We start from the raw sequence: 14,584 nt of genomic DNA, 5'->3' as shown, positions 1-14,584 counted from the left end.
GAGGAAAAAGAATGTATCAATTTATTAAAACACATAGTAATAATTTTGCCCGAACTTTTAAAAATCAATTCAGAAAAAATGATGGATTTACATTAATTGAAATGTTGCTTGTTTTGCTTGTTATTTCAGTGCTAATTATTGTGATTATTCCAAACATCGCAAAACAATCTGATAACGTTCAGAATACGGGTTGTACAGCACAAGTGAAGATGGTACAAGGTCAGATAGAAGCATATAAGCTTCAGAATGGAAAGGCGCCAACTTCGATTAATGAACTTGTGCCGGAATTTTTAAAGGAAAATCAGGTGAAATGTAAAAATGGGGATCCTATCAATATTGAAAATGGAGAAGCGGTGGCACAAAAACAATAATGGATTTAGTTATATTGAATCATTACTTGTATTATCAATCATCGTTATCATCATAATCATAATTCCAGTTACAAAATTTGATGAAAATAAAGTGAAAGATGAAGAAATTAACGATGAAATTATTTCGCTTTTAAATTATTATCAGACGAAGTCTTATGAAACAGGTGAAGTCATAGTTGTATCGTTCCCTCCAAGGAGCGATACAATCTATATTCAATCCAAAGTTTTAGGGATTAATAGTAAATATATAATTAAGCAAGGTGAAATATATGAAGGTAATAGTATAGCAAATAGTGAAATCATTTTTAAGAATAATGGAGTTAGAAAAGGTGGTTCGATCAAATATTATATTGGTGAGACACTTTATCAAATCGTTGTACAATTACACAGGGGAAGAATACGAATTGAAAAAGTATGATGGGTTTATGCTGATTGATAGCCTGCTTTCTTTTTCGGTAGTCGCTTTAATTACTTTATCGTTATTGCCGATGTATTTCACGTTATCTCATACATATGAGCAAAAGAAAAAATCGTTGGAAATGTATCGAATAGTATATGTAGAAATAGTCATCAATGAAAGAGGTGGTTTCATTGAAGGTGACCAGATTTGTTATAAGAAAGATAAAGTATACTGCATTAAGAAGAAGTGACGGTTTTACGATGATTGAAATGATGATAAATTTATCGATTATTATAATGATTATGAGTATGTTACCGCTCATTTATATGAATATTTATCAATTAAGCGGTAAAAGTACCGATCATTTTGATGTTAATAATGCTATGTTTCAAAGAGATCTTTATGAAGAATTAAATAATGCTGACTATGTTGAAATAGTTAATAATCAGCTTTGGATATATGCTGGGGATGATATTATACAATATCTATATCATAAGCAGCGCATCATTAGAAAGCTCAACCAAGAAGGATATATTATAATGTTAGAAGGAGTAAAAAATGCACATTTTAAAATGGGTGATAATGCAGTATTCCTATCTATTGAACGCTTCAATAAACATACAATTACGTATCAAATCATCTGAAGGCTTTATCTTTCCATCTATGCTGATGTTATTAATGCTTACAATATTTTTTTTAAGTTACTTCAGTACAAGATACATGTTAAAATTTAATACACTAGATAATCTTGAGCATTATTATCTTAATGAAATTATTGAAGCTATTTCACAAAAGAAATAGCTTTTTTAAACAGGGGGTAAGTGATGGCAATTGTATTAATAGGATTTATGGGTGCAGGAAAGACAACCATTGGAGAATTGCTTTCTCGTAAAATGGATTTACCATTTATAGATTTGGATAAAGCGATAGTAGAAAAAGAAAATCTGTCGATTCCTGAAATATTCGAAAAATATGGAGCGTCTTATTTTCGTAAATTGGAACATGATGTATTAAAAACATACATAAACAAGAATATTATCATAGCAACTGGGGGAGGTATTATTGAAAATCCGAACAATTTGGAAATATTACAGAAAAATAATTTAAATATTTGGGTAGATACGAACATTGATACTGTGTATAATAGAATTGTTGGTGATACTAACCGTCCCAATGCTCAGAATAAATCGTTTGAAGAAATTAAAGAGTTGTACAACAGTAGAATTTCACGTTATAATGAAATCGCATACATCAAGGTCTATAATGAGCATGATGTAACTTTAAGTGTTCAGGAAATTCACAATCAAATAATGACGGATGATGAAAATTAGAGAGAATGAGTGATCATCGCCGAAGGGGCAAGCTATATAAACTCTCAGGCAAAAGGATAATTTTCGGACGTAACCTGAAGAAATCAACAGGATAGCATTTGCTATGCTGTTTTTTTATTATATTTTTAGGAGGATAATCATGACTGAATTAAAGAAAACACCATTGTATGACAAATACATTGAAGACGGTGCAAAAGTAATTGACTTCTCTGGGTGGGGTTTACCTGTTCAATTTTCTAGCATTAAAGAAGAGCACATTGCTGTTCGTGAAAATGTTGGAATGTTCGATGTAAGTCATATGGGTGAGATTATTGTTGAAGGTGAAAAAGCTGTAGAATATCTTCAAAGTGTTTTAACGAACGATATTACAAAGACAACTGATAGAAAAGCACAATATACAATGATCTGTAACGAAAATGGTGGCGTAATTGACGATTTAGTTGCTTACAAACTTGATGAAAACAAATATTTATTAGTAATAAATGCGGGTAATACAGACATCGATTTTGAATGGTTGCAAAAACATACCATTGATGGTGTAACTGTAACGAACGTATCGAAAGAATACGGACAAATTGCAGTTCAAGGTCCTAAAGCATTAGAAGTATTAAAATCACAAGTTAAAGAAGATATTGCATCATTAAAAATGTTTGAATTTATTCAAGATGTTGAAATCTTCGGTAAGAACGTTATCTTTAGTCAATCTGGTTATACTGGTGAGCACGGCTTTGAAATTTATTGTGCTGCAGAAGACACAGTTGCAATTTGGGAAGGTTTATTAGATTTAGGTGTTGTACCTTGTGGTTTAGGTGCGCGTGATACATTACGTTTAGAAGCAGCTTTACCATTACATGGACAAGATTTGTCTACCGACATTACACCTTATGAAGCTAAAATGGGCTTCAGCGTAAAATTAGATAAAGGCGATTTTATTGGTCGTGAAGTTCTTGCAAAACAAAAAGAAGAAGGTCTAACACGTAAATCAGCTGGATTAGAAATGTTAGAACGTGGAATCGCACGTACAGATTATGAAGTACAGGATAAAGATGGAAATAAAATTGGTTATGTTACTAGTGGTACTCAATCACCATCTACTGGTCGTTCAATTGCTTTAGCATTGGTTAATATCGATCAAACCGAAATTGGTAATGAAGTATATGTTCAAGTACGTAAAAAATTAGTACCAGCCAAAGTTGTAAAAACACCATTCCATAAAAATTAAGGGGTTGAAAAAATGAGTCATCGTTATATTCCGTTAACAGAAACTGATAAAAAAGAAATGATGGATACAATCGGTATCCAGTCTATCGACGAATTATTCCAGGATATTCCTGAACGCGTCCGCTTTCAAGGGGATTTAAATATTAAACCTCGTAAAGCAGAAACACCTTTATTAAAAGAATTATCTGCGCTTGCAAATAAAAATATTACAAGCGACACACACGCATCATTTTTAGGTGCTGGTGTCTATGATCATTATATTCCTACAGTAGTTGATCATGTTATTTCTCGTAGTGAATTCTATACAGCGTATACACCATATCAACCAGAAATCTCTCAAGGGGAATTACAGGCTATCTTTGAATTCCAGACGATGATTGCTGAACTAACAGGTATGGATTGCGCTAACTCATCTATGTATGATGGCGGAACATCTTTTGCTGAAGCGGCGATGTTAGCATGTGGACACACTAAAAAGAAAAAAATTATTGTATCTAAAGCAGTTAACGACCAATCACGTGCTGTTTTACAAACTTATGCAACGGGTCAACATTTAGAAGTTGTTGAAATCGATGTTAAAGATACTGTAACAGATTTAGATGCTTTAAAAGCAGCAATCGATGAAGATACTGCATGTGTTATGGTTCAATATCCAAACTTCTTTGGTAGTATTGAAGATTTAGAAACGATTAAATCTTACACAGAAGGTACAAAAGCATTATTCGTAGTATCAAGTAACCCTATGAGTTTAGCATTATTAACACCTCCTGGTGAATTTGGTGCTGACTTAGTTGTTGGTGATGCACAAGTATTTGGTATCCCGGCTCAACTTGGTGGACCACACTGTGGATATTTCGCGGCAACAAATAAATTAATGCGTAAAATGCCAGGTCGTTTAGTAGGTCAAACACAAGATAGTGAAGGTAACCGTGGTTTCGTATTAACTTTACAAGCACGTGAACAACATATCCGTCGTGATAAAGCGACTTCAAATATTTGTTCTAACCAGGCATTAAATGCATTAGCAGCATCTGTTGCAATGAGTGCATTAGGTAAAAACGGTGCCTACGAGATGGCGAACCAAAATTTACAAAAAGCTAACTACATGAAAGAAAAAATGATCGCTGAAGGTTTCACCGTATTAGCTGGTACAACTTTCAATGAATTCGTAGTTAAATTTAACGCACCAATCTCTGAAATCAATGAAAAATTATTAGAAGATGGATTTATTGGTGGTTATGATCTTGGTCAAGTGGATAGCAAGTATGAAAATCATATGTTAATCGCTGTTACCGAGTTACGTACGAAAGAAGAGATCGATATATTTATCGCGAAAGTAGGTGTGTTCAATGCTTAAAGGAAGCTCTCCATTAATTTTTGAACGTTCAAAAGAAGATCGTTTCAGTTATTCATTACCTGAATTAGAAGTTGAAAATAAAAAAGTTGAAGATATTTTAGATAGTAAGTTCATTCGTAAAGAACGCGCCATGTTACCAGAAATCGCTGAATTAGATTTAATGCGTCATTACACTGAATTATCTAATAAAAACCATGGTGTTGATTCTGGATTCTATCCACTTGGATCTTGTACGATGAAATACAATCCAAAAATCAACGAGAAAGTTGCTCGTATGGCTGGATTTGCAGCAGCGCATCCACTACAAGATGAAAAAACGATTCAAGGTTCGTTAGAAGTGATCTATGATTTACAAGAACACTTGAAAGAAATTACTGGTATGGATGAAGTTACGCTTCAACCTGCAGCAGGTGCACATGGTGAGTGGACTGCATTAATGATGATTCGTGCGTTCCACGAAGCAAATGGTGACCACAACCGTACAAAAGTAATCGTACCAGACTCAGCACATGGTACTAACCCGGCATCAGCAACAGTTGCTGGTTTTGAAACAGTTACAGTTAAATCAAACGAATTTGGATTAGTTGATATTGAAGATTTAAAACGTGTAGTTGGACCAGATACAGCGGCTATCATGTTAACAAACCCAAATACATTAGGTTTATTTGAAGAAGATATTTTAGAAATTCGTGAAATCGTTCATGCGGCCGGTGGTAAATTATACTATGATGGTGCAAACTTAAATGCAATCATGAGTAAAGTACGCCCTGGAGATATGGGATTTGATGCAGTTCACTTAAACTTACACAAAACGTTCACTGGACCACACGGTGGTGGCGGACCAGGTTCTGGACCAGTTGGTGTGAAAGCTGATTTAGTACCATTCTTACCAAAACCACATATTATTAAAACTGAAGATGGATTTAAATTTGATTATGACCGTGAACAATCTATCGGACGTGTTAAGCCATTCTACGGTAACTTTGGTATTTACTTACGTGCATACACGTATATCCGTACAATGGGACCAGACGGCTTAAAAGAAGCATCTGAAGTGGCTGTATTAAATGCGAACTACATGATGAGAAGATTACAAGACTACTTCGTATTACCATACGATCGTCATTGTAAGCATGAATTTGTAATCAGTGGTTCTAAACAGAAGAAACTTGGTGTGAGAACGTTAGATATGGCAAAACGTCTGTTAGACTTTAACTTCCATCCACCAACAATCTACTTCCCATTAAATGTTGAGGAATGTATGATGATTGAACCAACTGAAACTGAATCAAAAGAAACATTGGATTCATTCTGCGATACGATGATTCAAATTGCTAAAGAAGCAGAAGAGAATCCAGATATCGTATTAGAAGCGCCTCATGATACTGTTATCGGACGTCTTGATGAAACAATGGCAGCACGTAAACCAGTATTAAAATATTCAGGATCGATCGAAAAGTAATATTGAGTTTTAATATAAGCAAAGCATGAATTCATTCGTGCTTTGCTTATTTATATAAAAAATAAAAAAACGAGACAAATTTGTCCCGTCAAAAAATTATTAAATTATTTTTTCACTTTTAAATCATATTTCCAGTCTTTATAGCCATTTTTCAGCATATAAAGATTATTGTAGCCGTGTTTTTTCAGCATACGTGCTGCACGATAGCTTGAGATACCATTTGCATCTACAAAGTAGATCGGTTGATCTTTACGTAACCCAAGCATTCTCGTTCTGAATATTGTCATAGGAATGTTTCTTGCACCGTTAATATGTCCGTAATCATAATCTGCTTTTTCACGTAAATCGATGACCTGCGCTTTTCTTAAACCACTTTTAAAGTCATCTTGACTTAATTCTGTAACAGCTTTACGATTGATAGAGTAATTAATTAGAATGTAAACTAACAAGGCAAGAAGTACGATTCCTAAAATATACCACATCGTCATTTTAGTAGTCCTCCTTTTATAATCATAGATTTATTATAGTAATAAAATCATATGATTTCAAAGTTATTTTACATTTATTTTATTTTTATTTGATGTTATTACGTTGGGGAGTTTGATTGAGATGGAAAATAGTGAAAAAGAAGAATGGTTATTTATAAATACGAAGAAAAATGATCCTTATTTTAATATGGCTTTGGATGAAGCATTACTCAATTTTGTTTCAGAAGGCAAGCTGCCTCCTGTTATTCGATTTTATGGATGGAATCCTGCGACACTTTCAATCGGTTATTTTCAAAAATTAGAAAAAGAGATTGATATAGAAAAGGTAAAATCAAAAGGATATGGTTTAGTACGTCGTGCTACAGGCGGTCGTGGTGTACTACATGATAAAGAACTTACATATAGTGTTATCGTACCTGAAGCACATCCTGAAATGCCTAAGACTGTTACTGAAGCATATCGTGTTATTTCTCAAGGTCTGCTTGAAGGATTTATTGATTTAGGCTTTGATGCTTATTTTGCTGTTCCTAGAACAGAAGAACAACGCGCTAAACTGAAAGATCCTAGAAGTTCTGTCTGCTTCGATGCACCTAGTTGGTATGAACTGGTTGTAGAAGGTCGTAAAATTGCCGGTAGTGCACAAACCCGTCAAAAAGGTGTGATATTACAACACGGTTCTATTTTGCAGTCCATTGACGTTGACGAGCTTTTTGACTTATTCACATATCAAAATCCGAGACTTAAAGATAAAATGAAAAAAGCTTTTTATTCTAAGGCAGTCAGTATACAGGATCTAACAGATAAAGAAATAACGATAGAATTGATGGAAGAAGCATTCTTTAAAGGTTTTGAAAAAGGTTTAAATAAAAAATTAGTCCCTTTTGAAATGACCGATGAATTAAGAGATGAGACGAATCGTTTAATTGAAAAATATAAAAATGATGATTGGACGTATCGAAAATAATTATTCAAAGTTATACATTAATTATTTATAAAGAATATAATACAAAAAGAAAACTGGCACGATTCATACTGTGAATCATGCCGGTTTTTTATTGGAACTGTATTTCATTAAACTGATCGATTACTTTCTGTAAGGTAGCTTTTCCTTCTAAAACAAGCGTCTTATTCTTTTTATCATACCCTTTTTCAATCTTAGAAATCGCTTTTTTCATATTCTTGTTAGCATGTTGAATCTGGTCATGGATTTCTTCAAACGTTTTAGGCGGATTAGCTTTTTTAAATGGCGCTTCATATGTTTGAACCGCATCATCGATAGTTTGTTTTACATCAGATAAACGATCTGACACCAACGCATCTCCTTTCAGTTGATCAATCTTACTTTCTATGTCAGAGTATGTTTTAAATGCGGTTGCTAATTGAGTAGTGTAAGCTTTAAAGTTTTGCGTGTATAAGTCATTTGTTATAGTGTTACCACTTTTGGCTTGTTTGAGTTCGTTATCTATATTCTTTAATGTGTTATTTTTTGAAATATGTTTCATTTTCTCATTTTCAACTTTTTCTTTTAAATGTTCAACTTCTTTAGTTAAAGTATTCTTTTCTTTCGTAAGTTGTTCTGCTTCTGATGGTCCGCAAGCTGTTAGTAGTAGACTAGTAATAAATAGTAAAAATATTTTTTTCATTTTGTTACGCCTCAATTCAAATAGTGTCTTTATATATGTTAACATATATATAATATCATTAGTGTTGCATAAATAAAGATTGAAAATTCAGATATTAACTTTTCTTCGAAAATTTAAAATTTGAAAACACCTAAATAAAGGTAGTAATCATCCGTTTTTTTACTATATAATTTCCATTGGCAGAGCGTCAAAACATTTATGTTTTATGGTACATTCTCACTGATTCTTCGAATCTACAGATGGTTACTTTTCTATATAGAAGCTTTAAGTAACCGTGTAATTTGGAGTATGCTCTTAAAAATTTTCTGAAAGATTTGAGTTGATACTTCTGCTAACTTTCTACTTAATTGTGAATATAATAAAAGTTTTACAAATGACAGTGTATTCAGCTTCTTTGTATAATGATCTAAATTAAGTATTGTTACTTGTTTTGAAACTTTTTTAAAATCAATGGGAGACATCCATTGTTCAAATGATGATTTTTTAGTAAACTTATCTATAGGTTGTTTCCTTTATTGTTGGATTTGGATGAGTTTTACTACCTCCAACCATTATAAAGGAAATTTTTTTACATAAAATAAGTTTTTTGAAAATTCAATCCATAACTGAAGGTTAAGTTATTTTAATGCAACACTAGTGATATAATGTTATAAAAAAGCTTATATATAGAGAGGAAGTAATAAAATGAAATTTGAAAAAGTAAATCACTTGCTAGGCGAAAAATCTTTAGATGCTTTAATTATACTATCACATTATAACAGAAGATATTTATCAGGATTTACAGGTTCAAGCGGTGCTTTAATCATTTCCAGAGATAAGAAAATTTTAGTGACTGATTTTAGATATATTGAACAGGCTACTAACCAAGCTTCAGCTTTTGAAATTGTTAAACACAGTAAACCGATACTTTATGAAATTCGTATGTTAATAGAGACATATGGCTATAAATCTATTGGTTTTGAGGGAGATCTTATTACATATCAGCAACATCAAAGTTTATTAAGTAATCATTATGAACTTGTTAATGTTGCTGGGGAAGTAGAACGTATCCGAATGATAAAAGAACCGCACGAAATTGAAATTATCCAGAAAGCGGCAGATATTGCTGATGCTACTTTTGACTATATTTTAGAAATAACAAAACCTGGTATGACTGAAATGCAGATTAATAACTTAATGGAGATGAAAATGCGTGAACTAGGGGCATCTGGTTCTTCTTTCGATACAATAGTTGCTAGTGGTGTACGAGGAGCATTACCCCATGGTGTCGCTAGTGATAAGATGATTCAGTCTGGCGAGATGGTTACATTTGATTACGGTGCGATTTTCAACGGTTACATATCAGACATAACGCGTACGATTGCTGTTGGTGATCCAAGTGAAGAGATGGTTAAGATTTATAACATCGTATTAGAATCACAAATGAAAGCTTTAAATGAAATTACAATGGGTATGTCTGGAGTCGAGGCCGATAAAATTGCCAGAGATGTGATTGAATCTTACGGATACGGAGAAAATTTTGGACATTCATTAGGGCATGGTATAGGGCTTGAAGTGCATGAGGGACCAATGTTATCTTCAAAATCTCCTCATATTCTGGAAGAAAATATGTGTGTAACATTAGAACCTGGTATATATGTCGATGGTGTAGGTGGCGTACGTATAGAAGATGATGTTTTAGTAACAAAAAATGGACTAAAGCGCTTTACACATTCAACAAAAGACCTTATTATTTTATAAGAGAGCTAATTAGGAGGAAATTTAATGATTTCAGTAAACGATTTTAAGACAGGTTTAACAATTGAAGTAGATAACGGGATTTGGAGAGTTATTGAATTTCAACACGTAAAACCAGGTAAAGGCGCTGCATTCGTACGTTCAAAATTACGTAACTTACGTACTGGTGCAATTCAGGAAAAAACTTTCCGTGCTGGTGAAAAAGTAGGTAAAGCACAAATCGATAATAAACGTATGCAATATTTATATGCTTCAGGCGACCAACATGTATTCATGGATAATGAATCTTATGAACAATTAGAATTGCCGGAAAGCACGATTGAATACGAGTTAAAATTCTTAAAAGAAAATATGGAAGTTCATATTCAAATGTATGAAGGTGAAACGTTAGGTGTTGAATTACCAAACACTGTAACATTAGAAGTAACTGAAACAGAACCTGGTATTAAAGGTGATACAGCACAGGGTGCTACGAAACAGGCTACTGTTGAAACAGGTTATACTTTAAATGTACCTTTATTCGTTAACCAAGGTGATAAATTAATCATCAATACAACTGATGGTTCATATGTATCACGTGGATAAGCTTCAAAATTTTATCAAGACATGCATATTTTGCATGTCTTTTATTTTTTTCTTGTATTGGTCTGACCACTAGGATAAAATAAATTAGTAACTAGTCATAAAATCTTGTATAAAAAAGGGGTACATCATGAAATTTGAAGATATAAAGAAACTTGTAGATTTAATAGACACATCAAAAACATTAACTGAATTAAATTTAGAGCAGGATGAATATAAAATTGTGATTAAAAAAGAAAAAGAAATAGTACAGGCACCGATTACTTCAATGTATGAAGTACCATCAGCACAGGTTATGCATACACCGCAAATACAGTCACAGACACACGCTCAACCTCAAACAAACGCTATATCACCGGCAGAACATATAGATACTGGTAAGACGATTAATGCACCTATGGTTGGAACATTTTATAAATCACCTTCACCTGAAAGTGCGCCATACGTGAGTGTTGGGGATAAAGTCAATGCGGACAGTACAGTATGTATTCTGGAGGCAATGAAATTATTTAATGAAATTCAGGCTGAAATCTCAGGAGAGATTGTAGAAATTCTTGTTGAAGATGGACAAATGGTTGAATACGGACAACCGTTATTTAAGGTGAAATAATATGAAGAAAGTATTAGTCGCAAATCGTGGCGAGATAGCAGTAAGAATCATTCGTGCGTTAAAGGAGTTAAATATACAGTCAGTAGCTGTCTATTCTGAGGCAGACCGTGATGCCTTACATACTCAAATTGCAGATGAAGCTTATTGTATCGGACCGAAACAATCGAAAGATTCTTATTTAAATATCCCGAATATTTTAATGATCGCAAGCTCTACAGGTTGCGATGGTATTCATCCTGGTTATGGTTTTTTAGCTGAGAACGCAAATTTTGCAGAAATGTGCGAAGCATGTCAAATTAAATTTATCGGACCGAGTCACTATTCAATCTCTAAAATGGGAATCAAGGACGTAGCCAAGAAAGAAATGATAAAAGCAAATGTTCCTGTTGTTCCTGGAAGTGATGGATTATTAGAAAGTGTTGAAGATGCATTGACACTTGCGAATCAAATGGGTTATCCGGTTATCTTAAAAGCGACTGCTGGTGGTGGTGGCAAAGGGATACGTGTAGCAAGAAATGATGAAGAACTTCGCAATGGTTATATGATGACCGAACAGGAAGCTGCTACAGCTTTCGGTAATCCAGGGCTATATTTAGAGAAATTTATCGAGGAATTTCGTCATGTGGAAATCCAAATATTGGCTGATCAATACGGAAATGTAATACATCTCGGTGAGCGAGATTGTACCATCCAGCGTCGTATGCAAAAACTTGTAGAAGAATCACCTTCGCCTATATTAGATGATACAACGAGAACAGCAATGGGTCAGGCAGCAGTACGTGCAGCTGAAGCTGTAAATTACGAAGGTGCTGGTACCGTTGAATTTATCTATGATTTAGCAACGAAAGCATTTTACTTTATGGAAATGAATACACGCATTCAGGTTGAACATCCGGTGACTGAAATGGTGACAGGAATTGATCTGGTGAAATGGCAGATAAAAATTGCCTCAGGAGAAAGACTCACGACACAACAGGACGATGTTATGATGTCAGGTCATGCGATTGAACTCAGAATAAATGCAGAGAATCCATATAAAAATTTTATGCCATCTCCGGGTAAAATTACTCAATATGTTGTACCAGGTGGAAATGGTGTAAGAATAGATTCAGCGTGTTATACGAACTATATAATTCCACCTTTCTACGACTCGATGGTGGCTAAACTAATCGTATATCAACCAACACGTGCAGAAGCGATTGAATGTGCCAAACGTGCACTAGATGAATTTGTTGTAACGGGAGTTGATACGACGATACCTTTCCACCTTGCATTAATGGAAAATGATACTTTCAAATCTAATGACTATAGCACGAAATTTTTAGAACAAAATGAAATACTTTCATAAAAAAACGCATAAGCGTTTTTCAGACTGTAGACAAAGTCTCCTTCGGAGATGAAGTTTACAGTCTTTTTTTGATAAAATATAGATATATCATTGAACGGTGGTGTTTTACTTGATTAAGAGAAGTAAGTCTGAAGATATTAATATCATTCGCAGTCAATTTGAAATGTATTCATTAGAAGACCTTGTACCAGAAAATCATCTTCTAAGAAAAGTTGATAAAGTATTCGATTTATCCTTTGTATATGATTTAGTAGAAGAAAAGTATTCTACAGATAATGGCCGTCCAAGTATTGATCCGGTTGTATTAATAAAAATTGTATTAATACAACACCTTTTTGGTATCAAATCAATGCGCCAGACAATTAAAGAGATTGAAACTAATTTTGCGTACAAATGGTATCTCGGTTTAGGCGTTAACGATAAAGTACCTCATTTTTCTACCTTCGGTAAGAACTATTCTAGACGATTTTATGATAATCAGATTTTCGAAGAAATCTTTTCTCGTATTCTCAAAATTGCTATAGATAATAACTTCGTAGATAATACTTCACTATTTATTGATTCAACGCATATTAAGGCCAATGCCAACAAGAAGAAATTTATTAAACAAGAAATACAGAAGACTGCTAAACATTATGAACAAGAGCTTATTGAAGATATCAATTCTATTAGAGAATCTGAAGGAAAAAAGCCTCTAGCTTCAAGAAAGGAGGAGAATCTTAAAGTAATAAAAATAAGTAATAATGATCCCGATGCTGGTTACTATGTTAAAAGTGAAAGAGAAAAACAATTTGCCTATAGTGCGCATACATGCTGCGATAAGTATGGTTATATCGTTGATTTTCATTTAACTCCTGGTAATGTTCATGATAGTACACAGTTAGTACCTATGATTGACAGGCTTGAAAGTAAAAAACTACTACCGAGATATGTTGCTGTGGATTCTGGATATAAAACACCTCATAATGCTAAGTATTTATTAGATAAAGAAATTCTACCAGCTATGCCATATAAACGTCCCATGGGTCCGAAGGACTTAATGAATAAAAATGAATTTATATATGACGAATACTATGATTGTTATATTTGCCCTAATAATCAAATGTTGAAATATCAAAGAACAGACAGCGATGGTTATCGTTTGTATATTTCTAATCCAAATAAATGTAAGGATTGTCCTTTACTTAATAAATGTACTAAGAGTAAAGAACAGAAAAAAATCGTTACAAGACATATATGGCAACAATATCTTGATATTGTTGATGACTTGAGATTCATAGATACTATAAAAGCTATATATAAATTGCGTAGTCAAACAATAGAAAGACGTTTTGCTGATGCTAAAGAACAGCATGGTTTGCGATGGACTAAGTACAAAGGAATTCAAAAAGTCACCATGGAGACCACGCTTATTTTCGCATGCATGAATTTAAAGAAATTAGCAAATTATCTAGCAGGTTAAGCTGGATATTTTGCTAATTTCTTTAAAATAACAATATTTTTCGAAGAAAAAAGACAAACTCACTTTTAGAATTGTGAGTTTGTCTTCAGTCTGAAAAACGCATAAGCGTTTTTTTATTTAGCATTTAATATTATACTTAAAACATGTTATAGTATTAATATGAGATGGGAGGCATATATCAATGATTGAAACAAATAAAAAAGGCAATTTAGGTACTGTTGAAATTGCACCAAGTGTAATTGAAGTCATCGCTTCAATCGCTGTATCTGAAGTCAAAGGTGTATCACTTGTTCAAAAGAACAAATCTCTCGATAAATTAGGCGTTAAAAATCAAAAAGGTGTTAACGTAGAAGTTAAGGATGAAGATATCATTATCGATGCATTCTGTGCTTTCGACTATGGTACAAAAATCTCTAAGACGGCAACACAAGTACAGCAATCTATAAAAAATGCATTAGGTAATATGACTGCGATTAGTCCGAAACAAATCAATGTGCATATCGTTAATGTAAAATTTAAAGAAAATTAATTTAGAGGATGCTTGCATCCTCTAAATTTTTGAAGGAGAAACA

Annotated in this window: 17 protein-coding genes and 1 riboswitch; of the genes, 14 read left to right on the top strand and 3 right to left on the bottom strand. The window is 33.3% G+C overall.

Features of this window, described 5'->3' with window-relative positions; translation table 11 throughout:
* Positions 1-11: 11 nt before the first annotated feature.
* The 7 genes from comGC to gcvPB all read left to right on the top strand — a co-directional run bounded on the left by comGC (position 12) and on the right by gcvPB (position 6,142).
* On the top strand, positions 12-371 hold the full coding sequence (gene comGC, locus HT586_RS07665; RefSeq protein ID WP_096076364.1) for a competence type IV pilus major pilin ComGC: 360 nt from the start codon (positions 12-14) through the stop codon (positions 369-371).
* A complete protein-coding gene (locus tag HT586_RS07660; protein ID WP_203545536.1) occupies positions 337-789 on the top strand; it encodes a hypothetical protein in 453 nt (150 codons plus the stop codon). Before comGC ends, HT586_RS07660 begins: the two co-directional genes overlap by 35 nt.
* A gap of 179 nt (positions 790-968) precedes the next feature.
* Positions 969-1,415, top strand: coding sequence for a competence type IV pilus minor pilin ComGF (locus HT586_RS07655; protein WP_188017278.1), 447 nt, complete (start codon positions 969-971; stop codon positions 1,413-1,415).
* A 180-nt stretch (positions 1,416-1,595) separates the two neighbouring features.
* Complete coding sequence (locus HT586_RS07650; protein WP_188017279.1) at positions 1,596-2,102, top strand: shikimate kinase; 507 nt, start codon at positions 1,596-1,598, stop codon at positions 2,100-2,102.
* Positions 2,089-2,172, top strand: a riboswitch (glycine riboswitch). (Overlaps the previous gene by 14 nt.)
* Before the next feature lie 66 nt (positions 2,173-2,238).
* Positions 2,239-3,324 carry a glycine cleavage system aminomethyltransferase GcvT gene (gene gcvT / locus HT586_RS07645; RefSeq protein ID WP_203546562.1) on the top strand — a complete coding sequence of 362 codons (1,086 nt, stop codon included), beginning with the start codon at positions 2,239-2,241 and terminating at the stop codon, positions 3,322-3,324.
* Positions 3,325-3,336: 12 nt separating this feature from the next.
* Complete coding sequence (gene gcvPA, locus HT586_RS07640) at positions 3,337-4,680, top strand: aminomethyl-transferring glycine dehydrogenase subunit GcvPA (protein ID WP_096076368.1); 1,344 nt, start codon at positions 3,337-3,339, stop codon at positions 4,678-4,680.
* A complete protein-coding gene (gcvPB, locus tag HT586_RS07635; RefSeq protein ID WP_096076369.1) occupies positions 4,673-6,142 on the top strand; it encodes an aminomethyl-transferring glycine dehydrogenase subunit GcvPB in 1,470 nt (489 codons plus the stop codon). Before gcvPA ends, gcvPB begins: the two co-directional genes overlap by 8 nt.
* 104 nt (positions 6,143-6,246) lie before the next feature.
* On the opposite strand, the gene HT586_RS07630 is transcribed toward gcvPB, so the two are convergent.
* Positions 6,247-6,630, bottom strand: coding sequence for a rhodanese-like domain-containing protein (locus tag HT586_RS07630; protein ID WP_096076370.1), 384 nt, complete (start codon positions 6,628-6,630; stop codon positions 6,247-6,249).
* Between the two features lie 121 nt (positions 6,631-6,751).
* On the opposite strand from HT586_RS07630, the gene HT586_RS07625 reads away from it, so the two are divergent.
* Positions 6,752-7,594, top strand: coding sequence for a lipoate--protein ligase family protein (locus HT586_RS07625; protein ID WP_203545535.1), 843 nt, complete (start codon positions 6,752-6,754; stop codon positions 7,592-7,594).
* An 88-nt stretch (positions 7,595-7,682) separates the two neighbouring features.
* Here the strand turns inward: HT586_RS07625 and HT586_RS07620 are convergent, their stop codons facing one another.
* Both HT586_RS07620 and HT586_RS07615 read right to left on the bottom strand, forming a co-directional pair.
* On the bottom strand, positions 7,683-8,273 hold the full coding sequence (locus HT586_RS07620) for a hypothetical protein (protein WP_203545534.1): 591 nt from the start codon (positions 8,271-8,273) through the stop codon (positions 7,683-7,685).
* Between the two features lie 251 nt (positions 8,274-8,524).
* A complete protein-coding gene (locus HT586_RS07615) occupies positions 8,525-8,773 on the bottom strand; it encodes a DUF4372 domain-containing protein (protein ID WP_257790039.1) in 249 nt (82 codons plus the stop codon).
* A 184-nt stretch (positions 8,774-8,957) separates the two neighbouring features.
* Between HT586_RS07615 and HT586_RS07610 the strand changes: the two genes are divergently transcribed.
* The 6 genes from HT586_RS07610 (at position 8,958) to HT586_RS07585 (ending at position 14,541) form a co-directional block, all read left to right on the top strand.
* Positions 8,958-10,013, top strand: coding sequence for a M24 family metallopeptidase (locus tag HT586_RS07610; protein ID WP_203545533.1), 1,056 nt, complete (start codon positions 8,958-8,960; stop codon positions 10,011-10,013).
* 24 nt (positions 10,014-10,037) lie between these two features.
* Positions 10,038-10,595 (top strand): elongation factor P, encoded by a 558-nt coding sequence (efp, locus tag HT586_RS07605; protein WP_096076375.1) that lies wholly within the window; start codon positions 10,038-10,040, stop codon positions 10,593-10,595.
* Between the two features lie 127 nt (positions 10,596-10,722).
* Positions 10,723-11,202 (top strand): acetyl-CoA carboxylase biotin carboxyl carrier protein, encoded by a 480-nt coding sequence (gene accB / locus HT586_RS07600; protein ID WP_096076376.1) that lies wholly within the window; start codon positions 10,723-10,725, stop codon positions 11,200-11,202.
* A 1-nt stretch (position 11,203) separates the two neighbouring features.
* Positions 11,204-12,550 (top strand): acetyl-CoA carboxylase biotin carboxylase subunit, encoded by a 1,347-nt coding sequence (gene accC, locus HT586_RS07595; RefSeq protein ID WP_203545532.1) that lies wholly within the window; start codon positions 11,204-11,206, stop codon positions 12,548-12,550.
* A gap of 163 nt (positions 12,551-12,713) precedes the next feature.
* On the top strand, positions 12,714-14,012 hold the full coding sequence (locus HT586_RS07590) for an IS1182 family transposase (protein WP_111744502.1): 1,299 nt from the start codon (positions 12,714-12,716) through the stop codon (positions 14,010-14,012).
* Between the two features lie 181 nt (positions 14,013-14,193).
* Complete coding sequence (locus tag HT586_RS07585) at positions 14,194-14,541, top strand: Asp23/Gls24 family envelope stress response protein (RefSeq protein WP_203545531.1); 348 nt, start codon at positions 14,194-14,196, stop codon at positions 14,539-14,541.
* Positions 14,542-14,584 lie beyond the last annotated feature (43 nt).

It is taken from the genome of Macrococcoides bohemicum (genome assembly GCF_016865215.1).
GTDB lineage: Bacteria > Bacillota > Bacilli > Staphylococcales > Staphylococcaceae > Macrococcoides > Macrococcoides bohemicum.
The sequence above is the reverse complement of the archived record's forward strand: the minus strand, read 5'-3'. Positions and strand labels throughout refer to the sequence as shown.

What these genes read in the sequence shown, in the direction of transcription:
- comGC (WP_096076364.1), top strand. Translation starts at nt 12, where the DNA reads ATGTATCAATTTATTAAAACACATAGTAATAATTTTGCCCGAACTTTT.
- HT586_RS07650 (WP_188017279.1), top strand. Translation starts at nt 1,596, where the DNA reads ATGGCAATTGTATTAATAGGATTTATGGGTGCAGGAAAGACAACCATT.
- gcvPA (WP_096076368.1), top strand. Translation starts at nt 3,337, where the DNA reads ATGAGTCATCGTTATATTCCGTTAACAGAAACTGATAAAAAAGAAATG.
- gcvPB (WP_096076369.1), top strand. Translation starts at nt 4,673, where the DNA reads ATGCTTAAAGGAAGCTCTCCATTAATTTTTGAACGTTCAAAAGAAGAT.
- HT586_RS07630 (WP_096076370.1), bottom strand. Translation starts at nt 6,630, where the DNA reads ATGACGATGTGGTATATTTTAGGAATCGTACTTCTTGCCTTGTTAGTT.
- HT586_RS07625 (WP_203545535.1), top strand. Translation starts at nt 6,752, where the DNA reads ATGGAAAATAGTGAAAAAGAAGAATGGTTATTTATAAATACGAAGAAA.
- HT586_RS07620 (WP_203545534.1), bottom strand. Translation starts at nt 8,273, where the DNA reads ATGAAAAAAATATTTTTACTATTTATTACTAGTCTACTACTAACAGCT.
- HT586_RS07610 (WP_203545533.1), top strand. Translation starts at nt 8,958, where the DNA reads ATGAAATTTGAAAAAGTAAATCACTTGCTAGGCGAAAAATCTTTAGAT.
- efp (WP_096076375.1), top strand. Translation starts at nt 10,038, where the DNA reads ATGATTTCAGTAAACGATTTTAAGACAGGTTTAACAATTGAAGTAGAT.
- accB (WP_096076376.1), top strand. Translation starts at nt 10,723, where the DNA reads ATGAAATTTGAAGATATAAAGAAACTTGTAGATTTAATAGACACATCA.
- accC (WP_203545532.1), top strand. Translation starts at nt 11,204, where the DNA reads ATGAAGAAAGTATTAGTCGCAAATCGTGGCGAGATAGCAGTAAGAATC.
- HT586_RS07590 (WP_111744502.1), top strand. Translation starts at nt 12,714, where the DNA reads ATGTATTCATTAGAAGACCTTGTACCAGAAAATCATCTTCTAAGAAAA.
- HT586_RS07585 (WP_203545531.1), top strand. Translation starts at nt 14,194, where the DNA reads ATGATTGAAACAAATAAAAAAGGCAATTTAGGTACTGTTGAAATTGCA.